The organism is Amycolatopsis sp. NPDC104775 (assembly GCF_055583325.1).
Window position 1 is genome coordinate 86502 of sequence record NZ_JBVJOE010000003.1, and the last position, 19694, is coordinate 106195.

The following is a 19694-nucleotide window of genomic DNA, read 5'->3' on the forward strand; positions in this document are numbered from 1 at the left end:
CGTGCGTGGCGCTTTTCACTCGGACAGCCGGTGGCTAAACCGGTTACGCCGGGTGGCGTTTTTTGCCATGCTGGAACGGTGACCGCCGACTCAGGCACACACGCCGGGCACGGGGAAGCCGTTTCGCCAGGTTCTCCCCGAACGCCGGATTTGGTGCTGTGCGCCGTCGATGAACCGCTCGCCGCGGCGTGGACCTCCGCCGTGGCGGACTTCGGCGGCTCCGTCCGGGTGCACCGCGGTTCGGTGCTCGACATCGCCGCGCAGGCGGTGGTCAGCCCGGCCAATTCCTACGGCTGGATGCGCGGCGGGATCGACGCGGTCTACGCGCGGGCGTTCCCCGGCATCGAGCAGAGCGTGCGCAGCGCGGTACTGGCCTCTTACGGCGGTGAGCTGCCGATCGGCGAATCGGTGATCGTCCCGACCGGCGAGTCCGAACCGGCGTGGCTGATCAGCGCGCCGACCATGCGCGAACCCGGCGAACGACTGCCGGCCGACACTGTCCACCCGTATCTCGCGGCCCGCGCGGTGTTCCTGCAGTGGCAGCGCGGACAGCTGGATTCCGGCCCGGTCGCCTCGGCGGTGCGGACGATCGCGATGCCCGGGCTCGGCACCGGCGTCGGGGGCGTGGCACCGGCCACGTGCGCCCGTCAGGTCGCGGCCGCGTGGCAGGAAGTTTTCGGGGCCAACGGTCACCATCGGTGATCGAATCCCCTGCCAGTTCAGGGGTGCGTGCATCACATCACAGCGCGTTCACGCGCGGTAAGCCCTACCGTTGATACGGCGTTACGGAAGTAGCGCAGACGGAGCCAGCGCAGGCGACGGCCGAGGAGTGTGCGATGCCCACACGGGTCCGTGAACTCAGCCCTTACGTAGAGCTGCATCGGGAACAGTGGCGGGAGCTGCGCAGCTCCACTCCGCTGCCGCTGACCGCGGACGAGCTGGTCCGGCTCCGCGGGCTCGGGGAGCAGATCGATCTCGCCGAGGTCGCTGACGTGTACCTGCCGCTTTCGCGGCTGATCAATCTCCAGGTGAAGGCCCGGCAACAGCTGTACGAGGCCACCACCACGTTCCTCGGCGAGGACTGTCGCAACACCAAGGCTCCGTTCGTGATCGGCATCGCGGGCAGCGTCGCGGTCGGCAAATCGACCACCGCCCGCATCCTGCGCACCCTGCTCGCCCGCTGGCCCGACCACCCGCGCGTCGACCTCGTGACGACCGACGGATTCCTCTACTCGCGGGCCGAGCTGACCCGGCGCGGGATCATGCACCGCAAGGGTTTTCCGGAAAGCTACGACCGGCGCGCGCTGCTGCGGTTCGTCACCGAGGTGAAGTCCGGTGCCGAGCGGGTGTCCGCGCCGGTGTACTCGCACCTGGCCTACGACATCCTCCCGGACCAGGAACAGGTCGTGGAGCGGCCGGACATCCTCATCATCGAGGGACTGAACGTCCTGCAGCCCGGCCCGAGCCTGACCGTCTCGGATCTGTTCGACTTTTCGATTTACGTCGACGCGCACATCGACGACATCGAGCACTGGTACGTCGAGCGGTTCTTGAAGCTGCGGCACACCGCGTTCGCCGACCCGGCCTCGCACTTCCACCACTTCGCCGGACTGCCCGACGACGAGGCCCGCGAAGAAGCGCGCCATCTGTGGCGCACTATCAACGAGCCGAATCTGATGGAGAACATCAAGCCGACCCGGCCCCGCGCGACGCTCGTGCTCCGCAAGGACGCCGACCACGCCATCAACCGCGTTCGACTGCGCAAGCTCTGATTTTCACCCACAAGCGTCTCACCGATCCCGTTCCGCAACAGGGACCGGAATTGCTGGCCGATCGGCCAGCGTCTTCGTAACCACTTGGCCGATACCCGAGGCCCCGGTCGCGAGCGACCCTGAACACAGCAGGAAATCGCACCTGACCTGCGAAGGAGGCCACGATGTTCGCTATCGTCCTGACCTGGGTCGGCGCGGTATTGGGATTGACTCTGCTGGTCGCGATGGCCGCTGGCGGGTTCGTCGTCGACTTCGACGAGGCCTGGCGCGAGCGGCGGGTGAAGGCACGCGGCACGACGGAGCCGACCAGCTGAGGCCCGCGCTTCGGCGCGGGGCAAGATGTGCGGCATGAGTCCGGTGAGCCGCGCGCGCAAAAAGAATTCCCTACCCACCGCCCCCAGCGTCAACGGTCTGTTCAAGGACGTGCTGCGGGACTTCTCCGCGGTCGCGGCCGAGCCCGGTCCGTTCGACATCGACCTGCTCGGTTCCGAGGTCGTCGGGCAGTGGCGGGACGTCGTCGTGGAGGACGAACCGGAAAACCAGCTCGGGCTTGAGCTGATCGCGTTCGCCCAGCGCAAGATCACGCCCGGCGCGGCGGCGCTGCTGACCGCGTTGAAGGTGCTGGCCGAGTCCGAAGAGGAGCGTGCGGCGGCGGCCGAGGCGCTCGCCGTGGTGCTCGGCCGGGGCATCCCGGAGCCGGAGTGGGCGGGCGAGGTCGGGCAGGTCAGCGTCGGCGAATGCTGGCGCACCGGGGACGTCTACGGGGACGAATCGTCGCTGCTGTGCGTCTTTTCCCGCGGCGACCACTCGCTCGGCCTGCTCGCGTTGCTGGACTTCACCGAGGGCGGCCGGGTGCGCGACCTGGTGGTCATCGAGGAGCCGCACGAGGTGCTCGCCGAAATGCGCTCGCAGGTCGAGGAAGACGGCGAACTGGTCGTACTGGAGAAGATCGAGCCCGCCGACGCGCACCGGCTGCTGGTGTCCGGGATCGCGGCCACGGACGCGGTGGACGAGCCGGATGTCGGCGAGGACTACACGCGGTTCCACGCCATCGCGCTGACCTGGGCGCGTTCGCTGCCGGAGCCGTCGGAGGTCCCGCCGGTGGCCGAGTGGAGCGCCGAACAGCGCGAGGGAGCCGTCGAGCAGTTCCTCGCCAACACGAACCTGCCGGACGCCGACGCCGCCCGCGAAATCGCGAACCTGCTGGTAGACCACGGCTGCCGGGTCGAACCGGCGAACCCGCTGCGTGTCGGCCCGGAAAAGCTGGCGCGGTTCCTCGAATCCTTGCTGGACGGCGAATACGAGCTGGAAGACGAGGACTCCGTCGCTCCGGTCGTGCTGGCGTGGGCCGGTTGGGCCGCCGCCCGTGCCGGGCTGTCCGAAGTCGCGACGGCCGCGTTGCTGGAAGAGGTCACCGAATACCTCGGCGAGTACCTTTCGGACGAGGACGAGGAAGAGGACTTCAGCGACTATCTCGACGGCACCGAATCCGCCGAGGAAGCACTGGAAGTGGTGGCCCGTCGCCGGTTCGCGGTGCCCGAACTGTCCACAGTGATCGGTGACGAGGAACTGACCGACCTGGACCCGGGCGACCCGGAACAGCGCAGGCTGCTGGTGATCGGCGCGCACCCGGAGTACCACGAATCGCTGGCCGCGGAGGAATTCGACGGCGCGGACGGCCTCCGGCTCGCCCTTGAGACGTCCATTGTGGACCAGCTGTGGGACGACGAGCCCGCCGAGGTCTGGACCGCCGCGCAGAACCTGCTGCGGCAGGACCTTTCCCGCGCCGACGTGCTCGACCGGCTGGTGACTGTCCTCGAAGGACAGTTGACCGAAACCGAGGAGGACGACCAGCTGGACTACGACCTGGACGCCTACCGCGCCGCACTGGCCGAGATCTAGCCCTTCGGAAGCGCGATCCGGGCCGACCGGATCTCCGCGAGCAACCGGGTTTTGCGGCGGTGGACGTTCACCAGCTCGGCGACGTAGCCGGTGAACTCCTCCGCCGTACCCGCTTGTTTGTGCAGCGTGCGGAGTTTCTTGAGGCACTGCGCCGCTTCCTGGTACGCGCTGGCGTCCTTCCGGGCGATCAACTGCTCGATTCGCTCGCGATACTCCGGAATGGATTCTTCTTCTTTCCGCGACGGCTCCGCCTGCCGCGGCTTCTCTTGGGGCTTCTCTGTCCTTTGTGGCCTCTCCGCCCGCTGCGGAGTCAGCACCCGCGCCGCGTACGCGATCGCCTCGCTGTGCCGTCCCGCCGCTCGCAGCACCCGGACGATCTTGAGACTGATGTCCACCCGTGGCGGTTTGGCCGCGAGAATGGCGACCAGCCCGTCCACGTCCCCGCTGGCCTCCGCGATTTCCTCCCGCAGCCGTTGCGCGATCTCGTGCTTCTCGCCCGGCTCGTTCGCTATTTCGTCCACAATGGACTTCATTCGGGCGAGCCCGGCGTCCCCGAGTGCCGCCGCGAAATCCGCCACCGCGATCGCCCGCCCGCTGAACGCCGCCTCCAGCACCCAGTCCGCGAGCTGCGCCGGATCCGGCGGACGGGCCGCACAAGCCCGCGCGTACAACGCGACCGCCTGGTCAAGCCGCGCCTCGAGGTCCGCGGCGAGGTCGCCGTGCTGCTCGAGCATGCCCACGATGTCGTCCACCGCCCGGCGGGCGAGCGGGGCGAGATCAGCGCGGCTGCCGGAGTCGAGCAGCCGCCGCACAGTGTCGAGAACCGCACCGATTTTGGCGGTGTACTCGACCGGGTCGGGGACGCTCACCCGAACAGTCTGCCGTATCGCCCGTAACCGGCGTGTGGGCCAACGGCGTACTCTTTTCGGCCCAACCCGGACACCCCAGGTGAGCACCGCGCGTGATAATCAGGTCCAGTGACCCTCGACGACCTCATCCAGCGCCTCCGCGACTTCGCCGCCGCCCGGGACTGGGAACCGTTCCACACCCCGAAAAACCTGACGATGGCCCTGTCCGGCGAAGTGGGCGAGCTGATCGCCCTGTTCCAGTGGCTGACCCCGGAGGAAGCCGCGAACTGGCGCTCCGACCCGGCCCAGGAGTTCAACGTCCAGGACGAAATCGCCGACGTGATGCTGTACCTGGTCCGGCTGGCCGACGTACTGGGAATCGACCTGCTGGAAGCGGCGAACGCGAAGGTGGACCGGAACGAGAAGAGGTTCCCTCCGCTAGCTCGCTGACCTGATCCGCTTCGTCTCGTCCAGATACCAGCCGCCGACCAGCGTTCCGACCGCGAAGACGGCCAGCACGATCCCCGGGCCCACTCCGGCGCCGCCGAACATCGCGGCCACGGTGAGGACCATCAGGATCAGTCCGAGTCCGATCAGCACCCGGCCGACGAGCCTGCTGTGGCCCGTCTGGTGCCCTTGTTGTTTTGGCTGCGGGACCGGAGCGCTCTCGAAGCCGAGCAGCACCGCAGCCTCGTCGAGCCGCGCGACGTGCGCACCGAGTTCGAGCGCACGGGAAAGCCGCGGTTCGGCCTCCCGCACGCCTGAGTCGTACACCAGGTGCGTGACCGAACCCGTCAGGTTCTTCGCGAGTTGGAACCCTTCCGAGAGCACCCGCGCCCGCAACTGGTCCGCCGCCGCTGTCGCGCCGAGCACCAGGACTCTCGTCGGCTTGCCGCCGGTCGCGGTGACCTTGAGGTCCACCACCCCTTCCAGCGCCCCGAGCGCGTCCGCGACCTGACGGAGTTCGCGGTACTCGGCGGACGTCACCACGCCGTCGGCCTCCGCGACCCGGCGCAGCTCAGCGACGAGACCGGCGTGCACCCGCCGCACCTCCGCCGGGTCCAGCCCAGCTTCGGCCGCGAGGTCTTCCAGCGCCCAGACCTCCTCGTCGGTCACGAACTGATCGCCGACCGCTTCGGCAAGCAGATCGAGGTACGCCTGCGCGACCGGCCCGCCGTCGCCCGCGGAAACCCGGTCCACCGCCTCGGCCATCCAGCCCTTCTCCGCCCCGGTGACCGACCGGCGCAGGGCTGTCGCTTCGGTGGCATACCGCGGCAGCTCCGGAAACCGCACTGGCTGCGTCAACCGCAACCCGTGCGTCCCGAGGAGAGCGATCATCGCCTGCGCGCACGCCCGTGCGGCCGGTTCGGCGAGATAACCGGGGAAGTCCTCGATGCCGAAGGCGCGGGCGATGGTGGCGAGGCGGTAGTTGGGCAGCGGCAATGCCGCCTGCGCGACGTCCTTGAGCGAGATTCCCGGCAGCGGCGGCAGCCGGACGCCTAGCTGGCCGATCTCGACGAGAAGGCCGTCCACCGAGGACAGGTCGTGTGCGACGACGACCGCGCCTCGGCACAGCTCGAACAGCCGGCTGAGGATGTCTCCCAAAGCAGGCGCGGCAGCCAGTTCCGCCGCGGTGATGCGGTGCGGATTGCGCCGGTTCGCGTCAGCGGCGACGACCGTCGCGAACTCGCCGAGGAACGTCCCGTCCCCGCGAAACCGGATCGCCGCGATCTCCAGGACTCGGCCGGTGCGCAATCCGGTCGCCTTCACGTCGATCGCGGTGAATTCCGTGCCGCTCGCGGACACTCGCCCGGTCGAGGACAGGGACAGTCGTTCGATCAGCTCAGCCATCGTGGACGCGCTTTCTCCTGGACGGTTCCCCTAACCATCGGGAGAAGCGGGCGAATCGTCACACGCGGGACGGAAAACACTGACTTTGTGACGCATCCGTGACTTCTTCTTCGCTCGAGAAAATCCGACTGTTCGGGCGCGTAACACTGGCCGCTGTTTTTGCGAACACCATTCGGCACCCGCCGCAGGAAGAGGAATTCCGAATGCACCCCACGCCCGCGCCGCCGGCGCGTCCCAAGCTGAAATTACCGGCCTGGCTGAAGATCGTTCTCAGCGCCTTCGCGGTTCTCTTCATTCTGGGCGCGGTGTTCGGAAAGTCGGCGCCCACGCCGGAGCCAGCTGCCGCGCCAGCCGCGCCGCCGATCATTACCCCGGCAAGCACATCAGTCTCTCCAGCACCGGTGACTTACACCGTAGCCACCATCACCGACGCCGCCGACGTCGAACTGGCTGGTTCCGATGGCAGCCGTCGCAGCGTGCACATCCTCGGTCTCGAAGTGGCGACCGGAAGCAACTGCTACGGCAGCGAAACCGCGGCATGGGCCAATAACAAGCTTGCTGGCGCGACGGTAAAGATCACTACGGACACTACAGACGGCGTCGCGCTGGCCTTGAGCGACGGCACCGATTATGCGACCGCGGCACTCTCGGCCGGGTACGCCCGGCTGGCCGGGAATGTCGTCCCCGATTCGCTGCGCAACGCGTCGAACTCAGCCCAGCAGGCAGCGACCGGATTGTGGGCGGAACCGTGCAAGGGAATGATCACCGCGCCGACTCCGGTCGTGATTCCGGCGCCGCCGAAGGAAACTCCCGCTCCGCCTGCCCCGCCGCCTGCTCCGCGCACGTCGGAACAAGCCGCGCCGCCGCCGGTTGAGGAAGCACCACAACCTGAGCAACCGAGCAGCGTGTACTACAAGAACTGCGCGGCCGCGAAGGCCGCCGGGGTGGCACCGCTCCATCGCGGCGACCCGGGTTACCGCCCCGCCCTGGACCGAGACGGCGACGGGATCGCCTGCGAGCGGTGACTCCTTGGTGTCGTGCGGCACCACCGGCGGACGAACCGCTCCACGCCCCGTAACCTGGAGATATGCCGATCCAGGTGCTGCTAGTAGACGACCACGAACTCGTCCGGCGGGGCCTGCGCGACCTGCTCAGCGACGAGGCCGACCTGGAAGTGGTCGCCGAGGCCGGGAGCGTCGAAGAGGCGCTCGCGGTGGCCATGCACGTCGAGCCGGACGTCGCGGTCGTCGATGTCCGGCTCGGGGACGGCGACGGCATCACGCTCTGCCGTGAGCTGCGGTCGAAGCCGAATCCGCCGGCCTGCCTCATGCTCACCGCGTTCGACGACGAGGAAGCCATGGTCGGCGCGATCATGGCGGGCGCTTCGGGCTATCTGCTCAAGCAGGTTCGCGGCCAGGACGTGGTGAACGCGGTCCGCGAGGTGGCCGCCGGTCGGTCGCTGCTCGACCCGGTCAGCACTGCCCGCGTGCTCGACAAGCTGCGCCACCCGCCGACCGACGAGCTGGCCGCCTTGACCGATCGCGAGCGGGACGTCCTCGAGCTGATCGGACAGGGGATGTCGAACCGCGAGATCGCCGAACGTCTTTTCCTCGCCGAGAAAACGGTGAAGAACTATGTGACGTCCGTGCTCGCGAAGCTCGGCATGCAGCGTCGCACCCAGGCCGCGGCGTGGATCGCCCGGCGCGGCAAGTGAATCAGCTGCCCGCGACGGCGCGACCGTAGCGTTCGGACAGCAGCCGCAGCCGCGGGATCAGCTCTGGCGGCGATTCGACGGTGAAGTCCATCATCAACATTCCAATGTAGACAGCCACGGTGTCCAAACTGTCCGCGCCGGTGACGAGCACACAATGGTTGTCGTCAATAGGTTCGACGACGCCGACTGTCGGATTGATCCGCGCCAAGACCTGGTCAGCCGGGGCGTCGATGCGCAGACGCGCGTGCACGAGCCACCCGCTCGCGGCGATCGTGCGCATCGCGAAGGCGGTGTAATCCCCGCCGGGCAAGGGATTCGGCTCGAACCGGCGGCGGGTCGGCATCCGCGGCCGCATCAGGTCGACGCGGTAGGTCGCCCAGCTGCCGTCCTGCGGGTCGCGGGCGACCAGGTACCACCGCCGTTGCCAGCTGAGCAATCGATACGGCTCGACCAGGCGCAGCTCGTCCGCGTAGTCGAACCGGAGCCATTCGACGTGCCGGATCGCCCGCGCGACCTCCTGCAGCACGGCACCGTCGACCTGCGGATCGGGCGCGTCGGTGCCCGTATTCTCCGGACCGCGATCGATCGTCGACCGCAACGCGTCGACCGTTGGCCGCAGCCTCGACGGCAAGACCTGTTCGAGCTTCGCGAGCGCCCGCGCGCCCGCCTCCTCGACCCCGGAGATGCCCGCCGCGGCCCGCAGACCGACGGTGACCGCCACCGCTTCCTCGTCGTCCAGCAGGAGCGGCGGCAGCTTTCCGCCGGAGCCGAGCCGGTAGCCGCCGACGTTCCCGCGCGTCGCCTCGACGGGATAGCCCAGGTCACGCAGCCGTTCGACGTCGTTCCGGATCGTCCGGGCCGAGACGCCGAGGCGTTCCGACAGCTCCCTTCCGCTTCGGCCAGCCGCCGTCTGCAGGAGAGCGAGCAGCGTCAGCAACCGCGCCGTCGGATCGGCCATCGAAACTCCTTTTTCTATTAGGAACTTATCCTACCTAATAGCCTCCTAATGTCTTTCTCATGACGAACGCAACCGCCTCCCTCGCCCTCCGCCCCTTCACCGTCGAGGTCACCGACGCCGAACTCGCGGACCTGCACGACCGCCTCGCCCGCACCCGCCTGCCGCAGCCGTCGCCGACCGACGACTGGGACGCCGGCACCCCGAACGCCTACCTGCGGACGGCGCTCGAAGCGTGGCGGGCCTTCGACTGGCGCGCCGCCGAAGCGCGGATCAACTCCGTCCCGCACTTCACCACCGAGATCGACGGCCAGACGTTCCACTTCATCCACGTCCGCTCCGCCCACGCCGGCGCGACGCCGCTGCTGCTCGCGCACACCTACCCCGGCTCGTCGGTCGACTACCTCGACCTGATCGACCGCCTCGTCGACCCGGTCGCGCACGGCGGCCGCGCCGAGGACGCCTTCGACGTCGTCATCCCCGACGCGCCCGGCTACGGCTTTTCCCAGCCCCTCGCCGAATCCGGCTGGACAGTCGCCCGCGTCGCCGCCGCGTACGACCGCCTGATGCGCGGCCTCGGGTACGAGAGCTACGGAATCCACGGCTCCGACAACGGCGCGCTGGTCGCCCGAGAACTCGGCCTGCTCAACCCGGACGGCTTCCTCGGCCTGCACGTCCTGCAGCTGTTCTCGTTCCCGTCCGGCGACCCGAGCGAATTCGAACGCCTCGAACCGGCCGACCACGCCGGCCTCGCACACATGCAATGGTTTCAATCAGTCGGTGGCTACAACACGATGAACGCCTCACGCCCGCAGACGGTTTCCGTCGGCCTCAGTGACTCCCCGATCGGATTACTCGCCTACAGCGAGCTGTTCAACTCCTTCGGCAACGGGACGTCCCTCGTGCCGCTGGAAACGATCCTGCTGGAGGTGAGCGTGAACTGGTTCGCCAACGCCGCTTCCGGGATGAGCCGCAGCTACCTGGAGAACGCCCGCGCGCAAGCGGAGCCAAGGGTGAGCGACGCGCGCACCGGGGTCGCGGTGTTCAAGGACGACTTCCAGACCATCAAGACCTTCGCCGAACGCGACAACACGAACATCGTGCACTGGAGCCGCTTCGAGGAAGGCGGCCACTTCGCGGCACTGGAACGCCCCGACCTTCTCGCTTACGACATTCGCGCTTTCTTCGCTAACCGCGACTGACCCTTGCTGATTCCGCGCCAAAACCCCGTCCGCGTTGCTGCGGACGGGGTTCTCGGCGTCCAAGACAGAGCTGAGGGTAGCCGACCGCCAGGGATTGATTCACCCAATTGAGTGCCGAATGGATGTTCGATTTGTGGATACCATGGGGAACGGCTCGGTGGCAGGCGAGATAATTCGAGGAGGGAGTGTGTTCATGACTCGTGAAGGCTGAATCTCTTAGTGCGCGGTGTGTTCACAGCGGTGGGTTCACAGCGGCGCGAGTTGAGACAGCGTGTTTGCTGCGAGCGATTCGGCACCAAACCGAGGCAGTGCGTTCACTGCGATCCGAGACGACGGATTCGAGACTGTGGTTTTAGGCGCGTGAGGTGGCAAGCCTGAAACAGCAGTAGGCCGAGGTGGCGTTTCAGTACTGCGCTAGGTCGCCGCAACGCGGGGTCGACGACACAGTGCAGGCCAAGCAGTCCGGCTGACGTTTGATGAGTCCGGCGCGATGATGGCTCAGTGCGAAGTGGTTACCGCGACGTGCTCGCACGGCGCGGTAACCGCCGCTCGGACACGGGTTGGGTGGGTTCGCTCGGACGCAGGGCTGGGTGGGTTATTGCGTTGCAGGCCAGAGTGATTCGGTTGCTGCGGTCTGTGCGTTGCTGCAGTCTGTGCACTGTGCACTATCGCCGATGGGTCGCATCGCAGCACGGTGGTGCCGCAGGATGGCTGGCTGACGTACGCCCAAGGCGACCGGCGGGCGTCAGAGTCCGACTGGTGAGCGTTGCAGTGCGACTGCCGCGGCTCGCATCGCAGTGCGGCCAACGTTGTCGCGTGGCAGGAGTCGCAACGCGGCTCACACCGCAGGGCGGCCAACATTGCTGCGTGGCAGGAATCGCAACGCGGCTCGCATCGCAACGCGGCGACACCGCAGTGCGGACTGGCGCGACGTTCCGCTCGCATCGCAGCACGGCCAGCGCCGCCGTGCAGCGACGTCGCAGCGCAGCGAGCGTGTCGCGTGGCGGAAGCCGTAACGCGGCGGCACCGCAGTGCGGACCGGCGAGCTCGTATTGCAGCGCGGCCAGCGCCGTCGTGCAGCGGCGCCGCAGCGCAGCGAGCGTGTCGCGTGGCGGAAGCCGCAACGCGGCTCGCATCGCAACGCGGACTGGCGCGACGTTCCGCTCGCATCCCAGCAACGGCCAGCGCCGCAGTGCAGCGGCCTCGTCGTGCAGTGGCGTCGCAATGCGGCTGACATCGCAGCGCAGCGGCACCGCGGTGCGGACTGGCGCGCGTTCCGCTCGCATCGCAGCACGGCCAGCGCCGCAGTGCAGCGGCGTAGCAGCGCAATGGACGTTGTCGCACGGCGAAAGCCGCAATCCAGCTCGCTCCGCAGTGTGATGGCACCGCGGTGCGGCTCACGTCGCAATGCGACTGGCACCGTCACGCGGCTAGCGTCGTCGAGCGGCGGCGTCGCAGCGAACGGCACGTTGCGGCTGCACTAACCCGTCCAGCGCGACGGATAGACGTCCGTTGTGGCTGATGAAAACCGTTGCCGCCTGGCGACTTTCCCCACTATCACCACCACGCGGCCACCGAAAGCACTCACTCAAGCGGCAGATCGAACGCGACAAGCGTACCCAAACTCGGCGAGGAATTAAGGAAAAACCGACCCCCAGCTGCATCGGCACGTTCGGCGAGATGCCGAAGCCCCCGGGTAGCAACCCCTTGCGGAACCCCAGAACCATTGTCCCGCACGCGAAGCTTCACACCCTCCGCGTCCCGGGTCAGAGTCACCCGGGTTTCACTCGCGCCGGAGTGTCGGACCACATTGGACAGTGCCTCCCGCAGTGCGGCACGAATGTGATCGGCCCGCTCGGCCGGGATGTCGGCGAACTCGCCGGACAGCTCCAGAGTCGGCGGATACCCGAGCAGCTCGCCAGCGATGCGTACCTCGCCACGCGCGGATTCGGCGAGGTCCGTCGGGGTCCCGGGGTCGTGACGTGGCTCCGGCGACCGCAGCGCGCGCACGGTGCCGCGGATTTCCTCGATGGTCTGGTCCAGCTGGTCGATCGCGTCGGACAGCCGGGCCCCGTCGGCCTGCGCGAAGCGTTTCCGCATATTGCGGCGGACCCGGTCCAGCTGCATCCCGGTGCCGTAGAGCCGTTGCACGATCACGTCGTGCAGCTCGCGTGCGATGCGTTCACGCTCTTGGTACAGGGTCACGCGATGCCGGGCGTTGGCACCCTCCGCAAGCGCGAGCACCACTCCGGCCTGCGCCGCGAACGCCGCGAGCATCTCGACCGTGCCCGCGGAAAACGGCTCGCGCCCCTGCCGCCGGTACACCGTGAGCGCACCGAGCACCCGCCCACCGGACCCGAACGGCGCGGCAGCGAACGGGCCGTACCCGCGCAGTTCGTCCGGCACATACGGGGCCGTGCGCGGATCGACGATGAAGTCCTCCGCCGCGATTGGCTCGCTGCCGCGCGCGACCTGGCCAGCCGCGGAGTCCGTCTCGAGCGTCAGCCCGCGCAACTCCCCGACCGGCCCGCCTTCGACGTCGCCCGTCGGCACCTCCGCGAGCAAGCCGTCGACCCCATACGCCGCTTCGACTACGACACGCCCGTCGTCGGCGCTCACCATCGCCAGGCCGAGGTCAGCGTCCGCCAACTCGACCGCCCTGGCCACGACTGTTTCCAGCACCGCTTCCGGGTCGTCCCCGGACAGCGCGGTGCTGGTGATCTCCGTGGCCGCGGAAAGCGCACGCGCGGCAAGTGTCGGGTCCATGAGCAACTCCGACCTTAGCGCGGCCCCGAGCCCCAGACCCGAAATCGTGACCGTCACCAACAACCCTCCGTCACGCCGCCACCCGCGGCACCGACCGCCGCACGACGCGCCCGTCCCGAACCTCGAAAACGATGTCCGCTCGCAGCTCTTCGTCCGCATTGTGCGTTACGTGCACGACTGTCCGTCCAGCAAGCTCCGTACGCAACATCGTCCGCAACGCCCGCGCCGTCGGCTCGTCAAGATGCGATGTCGGCTCGTCCAGCAACACCAACTCCGCCGACGGAGCCGCCAGCAACGCCCGCGCCAACGCCACCCGCTGCGCCTGCCCACCGGACAACCCGGCCCCCGCACTGTCGAGCACCGTCGCCAAATCCAGCTCGGGCAACCGCACCTGATCCAGCACCCGCCGCAAATCGGCCGTCTCCGCCAGCGGATCCGCGAGCCGCAAGTTCTCCGCCACCGTGGTCGACACAAGCATCGGCTCCTGCGGCGCCCAAGCCACCTTCCCCGGCACGTCGACCTCGCCGCTGCGAGGCTGGAGGAACCCCAGCAAGGCCGCAACCAGCGTCGACTTCCCAGCCCCACTCGGGCCGACAACCGCCACGTAAGCCCCCGTCGGCACGCTCAACTCGACGTCCTTGAGCACCGCCTCGCCACCGGGCCACCCCAGCTCAGCACTCCGCAACCGAACGGCGGCTGGCCGGTCCAATTCGCCCACGGACTTAGCGGCGGTGGGCGCTGCCTCCCCGCCGGGCCACCCCAACTCAGCACCCCGCAACCGAACGGCGGCTGGTCCGTCCCACTCGCCCGCAGGCTGAGCGGCGATGGACGCTGCCTCGCCCCGCACTCCGGCATCCCGCTGCCAGACCGCGGTCGAGTGATCGAGGCCCGGCGCACTCGGAGACTGAGCGATGACGGAACCCGTCTCATCCCGCGCCCCAACCGCAGCAGGGTCCGCCGCACCGCCAGGCCGAACGGTGGCCGAATCCGCCTCACCGCGGGCCCCCACCACACCTGCACCCCGCGACCGAACCGCAGTCCCGCGCGATCCCGCAGCATCCGCAGGCCGAACCGAAGCCCCCTCACCCCGCTGGCCCGCTTCCGACCTCCCACCAAGCCGCCCGCTCCGCACCGCCTCAAACTCAACCCCGGCGGCAACGTCCTCCGACCCACCAACCACCGCGCCAAGCCGAACCCGAGCCGCCCGCAGTGTGTCCCCATGCACCGCCGCCTGGGGCAACAACGCCAGCACCTCCGCCAGCGCCAACGGCACCAACGCCAGCAGCGGAGCCATCACCCCCGCCAGCTCCCCACGGCCGACCGCCCCCGCCGCGAGCATCGTGCTGACCACCGCGGCCGCGCCCGTCGCCAGCGTGATCAATGCGTCCGCCGCGCCCGCGCCGAATGCCTGTCGCCGGGTGTCGGCCGCCAGTTGGGTGTCTGTCGAAGCGAGCTCGCGACGCCTCGAAGCCGCCCGGCCGTAAGCGAGCAGCTCCGCGGCCGACGAGAACAGCACCAGCACCCGCGCCGCGACGTCACGGCGTCCGGCCGCGAGAGCCGAAGTCGCCCGTCGTTCCAAGCGCAACGCGACCGCCGGTGCCGCCAGACCGACCAGCACAGTCAAGGCCAGCACCAAACCGGCCGAGGGCAGCACCATCGTCTGCACCGCGATGGCCCCGGCCGCGACCAACCCGACGACGATCGGCGGCGAGACAACTCGCGGCAGCAAATCCCGCACGGTGTCGACGTCCGTCACCAATCGTCGCTGGCTCTCCCCGGCTTCGAGGCTGCGCGCCGGTCCCAGGCGTACCAACGCATTCCACAGTTGAACCCGCAAGCGTCCGGCGATCCGGAAGGCGGCGTCGTGTGTCACTAGCCGTTCGACATAACGCAGTCCGGCTCGGCCGAGTCCGAACGCGCGCACTCCGACGACCGCGACCGTCAAGGTCAGGATTGGGGGCTGCAACGACGCTTTGGCGATCAACCAGCCGGAGGTCGCGGTTAGGGCGATCCCCGCCAGGAGCGCGAGGGCTCCCAAGAAGGCACCGGAGAACAGTCGCCAGTCGAGCAACATCCGCCAGGGAAGAGGTCGCGCCTTGGAATTGTCCGAAGTGGACTCAGCGATCTGCGCGGAAGATGAGTCCGAGACGGCCACTGCGGCAGAACGTTCGTGCGCGGCGATTACCGCCGCCGCACCGTTCTCGACGGCTCGCTCGACAGCGTCCAGCACTCGCCGTGCGTTGACTTCGTCCAGGTGTGCGGTCGGCTCGTCCAGCAGCAACAACCATGCGCCCGACTGAACCCGCAGCAGCGCGCGAGCCACGGCGACGCGCTGACGTTGCCCCACCGAAAGCCGGTCGACCGGGCGGTCAGCAAGGCCCTGCAGGCCCAGTTCGGCGAGCACGCCGTCGACGTCCGATCCGGCGACCGCGAGTTCTTCCCGCACGGTGCCGCCGCTGAAAACCGGTGACTGCGGGACCCATGCAATACCAGCGCGCCACCGTTCGAGATCGGCTTCGGCGAGCGGGACGTCACCGGCCAGCACCGATCCGTCGTAAGAAGGGACGAAGCCCAGCAGTGTCGCCAAGGTTGTCGATTTACCGCCACCGCTCGGAGCGCGCAGCCACACGATCTGGCCGCGCCGGACTGCGAAACTCTCGCCGCCGGGGGCGAAACCGCCACGTCGGGCGACTTTTAGGTCGGACACAACCAACGATCCACAGGGTGCGGTCCGCGTTCCTTCGGCCGGGACGGGCTCCGCGAGCACCTCAGTCACCCGGCGGACCGCTTCCACGCCGTCCTCGCTCGCGTGGAAGGCCGCGCCGACCGCGCGGATCGGCTGGTAGCACTCGGGAGCGAGGATCAGCACGCCGAGTCCGATCGCCAGCGGCAGCGATCCCGACACCAGCCGGACGCCGATGACGACCGCCACCAACGCGACCGACAGCGTCGCCGCGAGTTCGAGCACGAATGCCGAGGAGAACGCGACCCGCAACGTCTTGAGCGTCGCGCGACGATGCCGTTCCGACAGTTTCCGCACGGTTTCGGCCTGTGCGTCGGCCCGCCGGAACGCGGTGAGCACCGGCAACGCCCGAACCAGTTCGAGCAGCAGACCGGACATCCGGTGTACCGCGTCCGTCGCGCCGGAAACGCGGTCGGCGGTGAATTTTCCGACCAGGACAGCGAACATCGGCAGCAACGGGACCGTCGCGGCGATGATCACCGCGGACGGCCAATCTGTCCACAGGATCGCCGCACCCGCCGCGAGCGGAACGACCGCTGCGGTGACGAGCGCGGGAAGGTACTCGCGGAAATAGGAGTCGAGTGCGTCGAGGCCGCGCGTGACCAGCGTCGTGAGTTCGCCGTGCCCGCGCCGGGCGAGCCATTCCGGACCGAGGCGCAACGCGTGGTCGACGACGCGGGCGCGCAGGTCGCGTTGCGCGGTCGCGGCGGCGCGCGCGGAGACCACCCGCACCGCCCAGCTGGTGCCTGCCCGGCCCACGACGAGCGCGAACAGAACAGCCAACTGGACGGTGCGGCCCCCATCCCCCAGCCCCCGGGAGACCACGTCCGCGAGGATGCTCGCTAGCAGAAATGCTTGCCCGACAAGGAAAACCGCGTTCCCGAACGACAACACCGCGACCAGGATCAGCGCTCGGCGCGCGGCCGGCCCCAAGGCCGAGAGCGCGCCGAGCGGACCCTTGCCCGGCCGCACAGGGTCCATGGGGGACCCGGTGGCGGAAAGGGGTGCGCGGCCGGGAAGTTCAGTCATGGTCAGTGCGCCGCCGGGATGTGCTGGACGCCGATGCGCTTGCGGAAAACCCAGTAGGTCCAGCCTTGGTAGATCAGCACCGCTGGCGCGCCGAACGCGCCGACCCAGGTCATCACCGTCAGCGTGTAGTGGCTGACCGCGCTGTTCGTGATGGTCAGCGAGTGTGCCGGGTCGAGCGTCGACGGCAGGACGTTCGGGTAGAGCGCGCCGAAGAAAGTCACCGCGGCGGCCGTGATGACGACGGCGAGCGCGGCGAACGCCTGGCCGTCGCGGTCGACATAGAGCCGCAGCCACGCCACCACCGCGGCGAGGACGACGATCACCAGCGAGATGAGCGTCCACAGTTTGCCTTCGCGGGCCTGGACGACCACCAGGAACGCGACCAACGGCAGCAGCCCGACCGGAAGGATTCGCAGCGCTAGCATGCGTGCACGTTCCCGCAGGTCACCGGTGGTTTTCAGGGCAAGGAACGCCGCACCGTGCACGAGCGAGAACCCGACGATGGCCACCGCGCCCAGCAACGTGTCCCACCGAACCGACTCGAACGGCGACCCGACGCGGTTGCCCTGCGCGTCCAGCGGCAGGCCGAGCACGGTGGTCGCGAGCAGCAGTCCGACTCCGAGCGGCGGAACCCAGGAACCGATGATGATCACGCGGTCCCACACGCGCCGCCACCGTTCGGAGTCGACCTTGCCGCGGTACTCGAACGCGACGCCGCGCCCGATGAGCGCGATGAGGACGAGCAGCAACGGAAGGTACGCCCCCGAGAAAAGCGACGCGTACCAGCCGGGGAACGCTGCGAACGTCGCACCGGCCGCGACGATCAGCCACACCTCGTTGCCGTCCCAGACCGGCCCGATCGTGTTGACGAGGACGCGCCGCTCGGTGTTCGTCTTCCCGAGGACCGGCAGCAGCATCCCGACGCCGAAGTCGAACCCTTCGAGGAAGAGATACCCCAGCCAGAACAACGCGACGATCGCGAACCACAGCGTTTCGAGTGTCATGCCCGCTCACCTCGTCCGGCACCCGCCGGCGTCATCCGATCGGCCACCGGGTTGTCCCCACGATGGCCCTGAGTTATCCACAACCCACGGAGTTGTCCACAGATTTGCTGTGGGTAACCCGCGAGAGCCACCGAGCGATTACGCTGGGTACGGGGCGTCCCCCCGGTGAGGGTGGGGGCTGCTTTCGCGGCGGAGGGCTCACGTCGAAGCCCAGTCCAGGCCAGTGGAGCGGGCCGCGCCCAGACCCGGCCCTCCGGATCCTCTGGCGGCACCCCGGCCCGCTCCACCGGGTCAGTAGGCGAACGAAAGCGCCTGGTCATCGGAGTCCTCGGAATCATCAGAACCGTCCGGATCTTCGGAGTGAGCAGGAGGCATCACCGCGTCCACCCCGCCCCGTACGTACTTGCGCATCAGGTACAGCTCCACCACACCCAGCACCGCGTACAGCACCGTCAAAGAGATCAGTGACGTCAGCACCTCGCCGACGGTCAGTTTCGACACCGCCTGCGCCGTGAACATCCACATGCCCTCGACCCCGGTCGGATTCGGCGCCACCACGAACGGCTGACGACCCATCTCGGTGAAGATCCACCCCGCGCTGTTGCCGATGAACGGGGTCGCGATGCCGCCCAGCACCATCAGCGGGAACCAGCGGCCACCGGGGATCCGGCCTCGCCGGGTGAGCCACAGGGCCAGCAGGCCGATGCCCGCGGAGATCGCGCCGAAGCCGATCATGATCCGGAAGCCCCAGTACGTCACGGGCAGGCTGGGCACGTAATCGATCGGCTTGCCTGCCAGCGCGCCGAGCGCCGGGTCGTTCGGGTAGTTGGTGCCGTATTTCGCCTGGTATTCGGTGACCAGATTCTCCACGCCCTTGACCTCGGTCGAGAAGTCGTTGTGCGCCAAGAACGACAGCAGCGCGGGCACGTTGAAGGTCTTGACGTCCTCGCAGTTCGCGTTCGCCACGTCGCCGATCGCGATGATCGAGAAGCTCGCCGGTTTTTCCGTGTGGCACAACGCTTCCGCTGACGCCATCTTCATCGGCTGCTGTTCGAACATCAGCTTGCCCTGCATGTCTCCGGTGATCGCGAGCACCGCGAACGCCACCACGCCGACCCAGCCACCCAGCCGCAGCGACGAGCGCCAGACGTCGCGGTGTTCGTCAGAAGATGAACGCTTGCGCCACAGGTGCCATCCGGCCACGCCGACCAGGAACGCCGCGGCCACCGAGAACGCGCCGGCGAGGGTGTGCGGGATCGCGGCGAGCGCCGTGTTGTTCGTGAGGACCGCGCCGATCGAGTTCATCGTCGGCTTGCCGTTCACGAACTCGACGCCCACCGGATGCTGCATCCACGAGTTCGCGGCGAGAATGAAGTACGCCGAGGCCATCGTGGCCAGCGAGAACGCCCAGGCGCAGGCCAGGTGGATCTTCTTCGGCAACCGGTCCCAGCCGAAGATCCACAGGCCGAGGAAGACCGACTCGACGAAGAACGCCAGAAGACCCTCCATCGCCAGCGGCGCGCCGAACACGTCGCCGACGAACCGGGAGTAGGCGCTCCAGCTCATCCCGAACTGGAACTCCTGGACGATCCCGGTGACCACGCCCATGGCGAAGTTGACCAGCAGCAGCTTGCCCCAGAACTTCGTCATCTTGAGGTGCCGCAGCTTGCCGGTGCGCACCCACGCCGTCTGCATGGCCGCGACCAGCACCGAAAGTCCGATGGTCAGCGGGACCATCAGGAAGTGGTAGACGGTGGTGATGCCGAACTGCCACCGCGCGAGCTCAAGGACATCCACGTGTCCGATCCTCCGCGCGCACCCCCGCCCCAGCCAGTTCAACACGTCCTGAACAGACTGGGACCAACGTCCCGACCTGCTGAAATCCGGCCACGCGCCCGGGCGGAGCTA

15 protein-coding genes are annotated in these 19694 nt (G+C 68.5%); 8 read left to right on the plus strand and 7 right to left on the minus strand.

Annotated elements, in window-relative coordinates:
- Positions 1 to 78 precede the first annotated feature (78 nt).
- The 4 genes from ACZ63D_RS14710 to ACZ63D_RS14725 all read left to right on the plus strand — a co-directional run bounded on the left by ACZ63D_RS14710 (position 79) and on the right by ACZ63D_RS14725 (position 3674).
- On the plus strand, positions 79 to 702 hold the full coding sequence (locus ACZ63D_RS14710; RefSeq protein ID WP_465354839.1) for a macro domain-containing protein: 624 nt from the start codon (positions 79 to 81) through the stop codon (positions 700 to 702).
- Positions 703 to 836: 134 nt separating this feature from the next.
- The gene (gene coaA, locus ACZ63D_RS14715; RefSeq protein WP_009085796.1) at positions 837 to 1772 is read left to right on the plus strand and encodes a type I pantothenate kinase; all 936 of its coding nucleotides are present in this window, start codon (positions 837 to 839) and stop codon (positions 1770 to 1772) included.
- A gap of 164 nt (positions 1773 to 1936) precedes the next feature.
- Positions 1937 to 2086 carry a hypothetical protein gene (locus tag ACZ63D_RS14720; protein WP_465354840.1) on the plus strand — a complete coding sequence of 50 codons (150 nt, stop codon included), beginning with the start codon at positions 1937 to 1939 and terminating at the stop codon, positions 2084 to 2086.
- 34 nt (positions 2087 to 2120) lie between these two features.
- Entirely contained in the window at positions 2121 to 3674 is a 1554-nt protein-coding gene (locus ACZ63D_RS14725) for a hypothetical protein (protein ID WP_465354841.1), read from the plus strand.
- On the opposite strand, the gene ACZ63D_RS14730 is transcribed toward ACZ63D_RS14725, so the two are convergent.
- A complete protein-coding gene (locus ACZ63D_RS14730) occupies positions 3671 to 4543 on the minus strand; it encodes a hypothetical protein (RefSeq protein ID WP_465354842.1) in 873 nt (290 codons plus the stop codon). The genes ACZ63D_RS14725 and ACZ63D_RS14730 overlap by 4 nt on opposite strands.
- Before the next feature lie 108 nt (positions 4544 to 4651).
- On the opposite strand from ACZ63D_RS14730, the gene ACZ63D_RS14735 reads away from it, so the two are divergent.
- Complete coding sequence (locus ACZ63D_RS14735; protein ID WP_465354843.1) at positions 4652 to 4972, plus strand: nucleotide pyrophosphohydrolase; 321 nt, start codon at positions 4652 to 4654, stop codon at positions 4970 to 4972.
- Here the strand turns inward: ACZ63D_RS14735 and ACZ63D_RS14740 are convergent.
- The gene (locus tag ACZ63D_RS14740; protein ID WP_465354844.1) at positions 4961 to 6373 is read right to left on the minus strand and encodes a 3'-5' exonuclease; all 1413 of its coding nucleotides are present in this window, start codon (positions 6371 to 6373) and stop codon (positions 4961 to 4963) included. The two genes, ACZ63D_RS14735 and ACZ63D_RS14740, sit on opposite strands and share 12 nt — an antisense overlap.
- 98 nt (positions 6374 to 6471) lie before the next feature.
- Here ACZ63D_RS14740 and ACZ63D_RS14745 point away from each other — a divergent pair, with 98 nt between their 5' ends.
- The gene (locus ACZ63D_RS14745; RefSeq protein WP_465354845.1) at positions 6472 to 7398 is read left to right on the plus strand and encodes a thermonuclease family protein; all 927 of its coding nucleotides are present in this window, start codon (positions 6472 to 6474) and stop codon (positions 7396 to 7398) included.
- 62 nt (positions 7399 to 7460) lie between these two features.
- On the plus strand, positions 7461 to 8087 hold the full coding sequence (locus ACZ63D_RS14750) for a response regulator (RefSeq protein ID WP_465354846.1): 627 nt from the start codon (positions 7461 to 7463) through the stop codon (positions 8085 to 8087).
- Between the two features lies 1 nt (position 8088).
- On the opposite strand, the gene ACZ63D_RS14755 is transcribed toward ACZ63D_RS14750, so the two are convergent.
- Positions 8089 to 9045, minus strand: a complete 957-nt coding sequence (locus tag ACZ63D_RS14755; protein WP_465354847.1) for a helix-turn-helix transcriptional regulator — start codon at positions 9043 to 9045, stop codon at positions 8089 to 8091.
- A gap of 59 nt (positions 9046 to 9104) precedes the next feature.
- Between ACZ63D_RS14755 and ACZ63D_RS14760 the strand changes: the two genes are divergently transcribed.
- A complete protein-coding gene (locus tag ACZ63D_RS14760; RefSeq protein WP_465354848.1) occupies positions 9105 to 10244 on the plus strand; it encodes an epoxide hydrolase family protein in 1140 nt (379 codons plus the stop codon).
- Positions 10245 to 11828: 1584 nt separating this feature from the next.
- Here the strand turns inward: ACZ63D_RS14760 and ACZ63D_RS14765 are convergent.
- The 4 genes from ACZ63D_RS14765 to ACZ63D_RS14780 all read right to left on the minus strand — a co-directional run bounded on the left by ACZ63D_RS14765 (position 11829) and on the right by ACZ63D_RS14780 (position 19583).
- Complete coding sequence (locus ACZ63D_RS14765) at positions 11829 to 13010, minus strand: GAF domain-containing sensor histidine kinase (RefSeq protein ID WP_465354849.1); 1182 nt, start codon at positions 13008 to 13010, stop codon at positions 11829 to 11831.
- A gap of 70 nt (positions 13011 to 13080) precedes the next feature.
- Positions 13081 to 16734, minus strand: a complete 3654-nt coding sequence (gene cydD, locus ACZ63D_RS14770) for a thiol reductant ABC exporter subunit CydD (RefSeq protein WP_465354850.1) — start codon at positions 16732 to 16734, stop codon at positions 13081 to 13083.
- Positions 16735 to 16784: 50 nt separating this feature from the next.
- Positions 16785 to 17786: a cytochrome d ubiquinol oxidase subunit II gene (gene cydB / locus ACZ63D_RS14775; protein ID WP_465354851.1), complete on the minus strand. Its 1002-nt coding sequence runs from the start codon at positions 17784 to 17786 to the stop codon at positions 16785 to 16787.
- 291 nt (positions 17787 to 18077) lie between these two features.
- Positions 18078 to 19583, minus strand: a complete 1506-nt coding sequence (locus tag ACZ63D_RS14780; protein ID WP_465354852.1) for a cytochrome ubiquinol oxidase subunit I — start codon at positions 19581 to 19583, stop codon at positions 18078 to 18080.
- Between the last annotated feature and the right edge of the window lie 111 nt (positions 19584 to 19694).

Bases quoted from the DNA above. Each gene is read 5' to 3' on its own strand.
- coaA (WP_009085796.1), top strand. From the start codon at position 837: ATGCCCACACGGGTCCGTGAACTCAGCCCTTACGTAGAGCTGCATCGG.
- ACZ63D_RS14720 (WP_465354840.1), top strand. From the start codon at position 1,937: ATGTTCGCTATCGTCCTGACCTGGGTCGGCGCGGTATTGGGATTGACT.
- ACZ63D_RS14725 (WP_465354841.1), top strand. From the start codon at position 2,121: ATGAGTCCGGTGAGCCGCGCGCGCAAAAAGAATTCCCTACCCACCGCC.
- ACZ63D_RS14740 (WP_465354844.1), bottom strand. From the start codon at position 6,373: ATGGCTGAGCTGATCGAACGACTGTCCCTGTCCTCGACCGGGCGAGTG.
- ACZ63D_RS14750 (WP_465354846.1), top strand. From the start codon at position 7,461: ATGCCGATCCAGGTGCTGCTAGTAGACGACCACGAACTCGTCCGGCGG.
- ACZ63D_RS14755 (WP_465354847.1), bottom strand. From the start codon at position 9,045: ATGGCCGATCCGACGGCGCGGTTGCTGACGCTGCTCGCTCTCCTGCAG.
- ACZ63D_RS14760 (WP_465354848.1), top strand. From the start codon at position 9,105: ATGACGAACGCAACCGCCTCCCTCGCCCTCCGCCCCTTCACCGTCGAG.
- ACZ63D_RS14765 (WP_465354849.1), bottom strand. From the start codon at position 13,010: ATGGACCCGACACTTGCCGCGCGTGCGCTTTCCGCGGCCACGGAGATC.
- cydD (WP_465354850.1), bottom strand. From the start codon at position 16,734: ATGGACCCTGTGCGGCCGGGCAAGGGTCCGCTCGGCGCGCTCTCGGCC.
- cydB (WP_465354851.1), bottom strand. From the start codon at position 17,786: ATGACACTCGAAACGCTGTGGTTCGCGATCGTCGCGTTGTTCTGGCTG.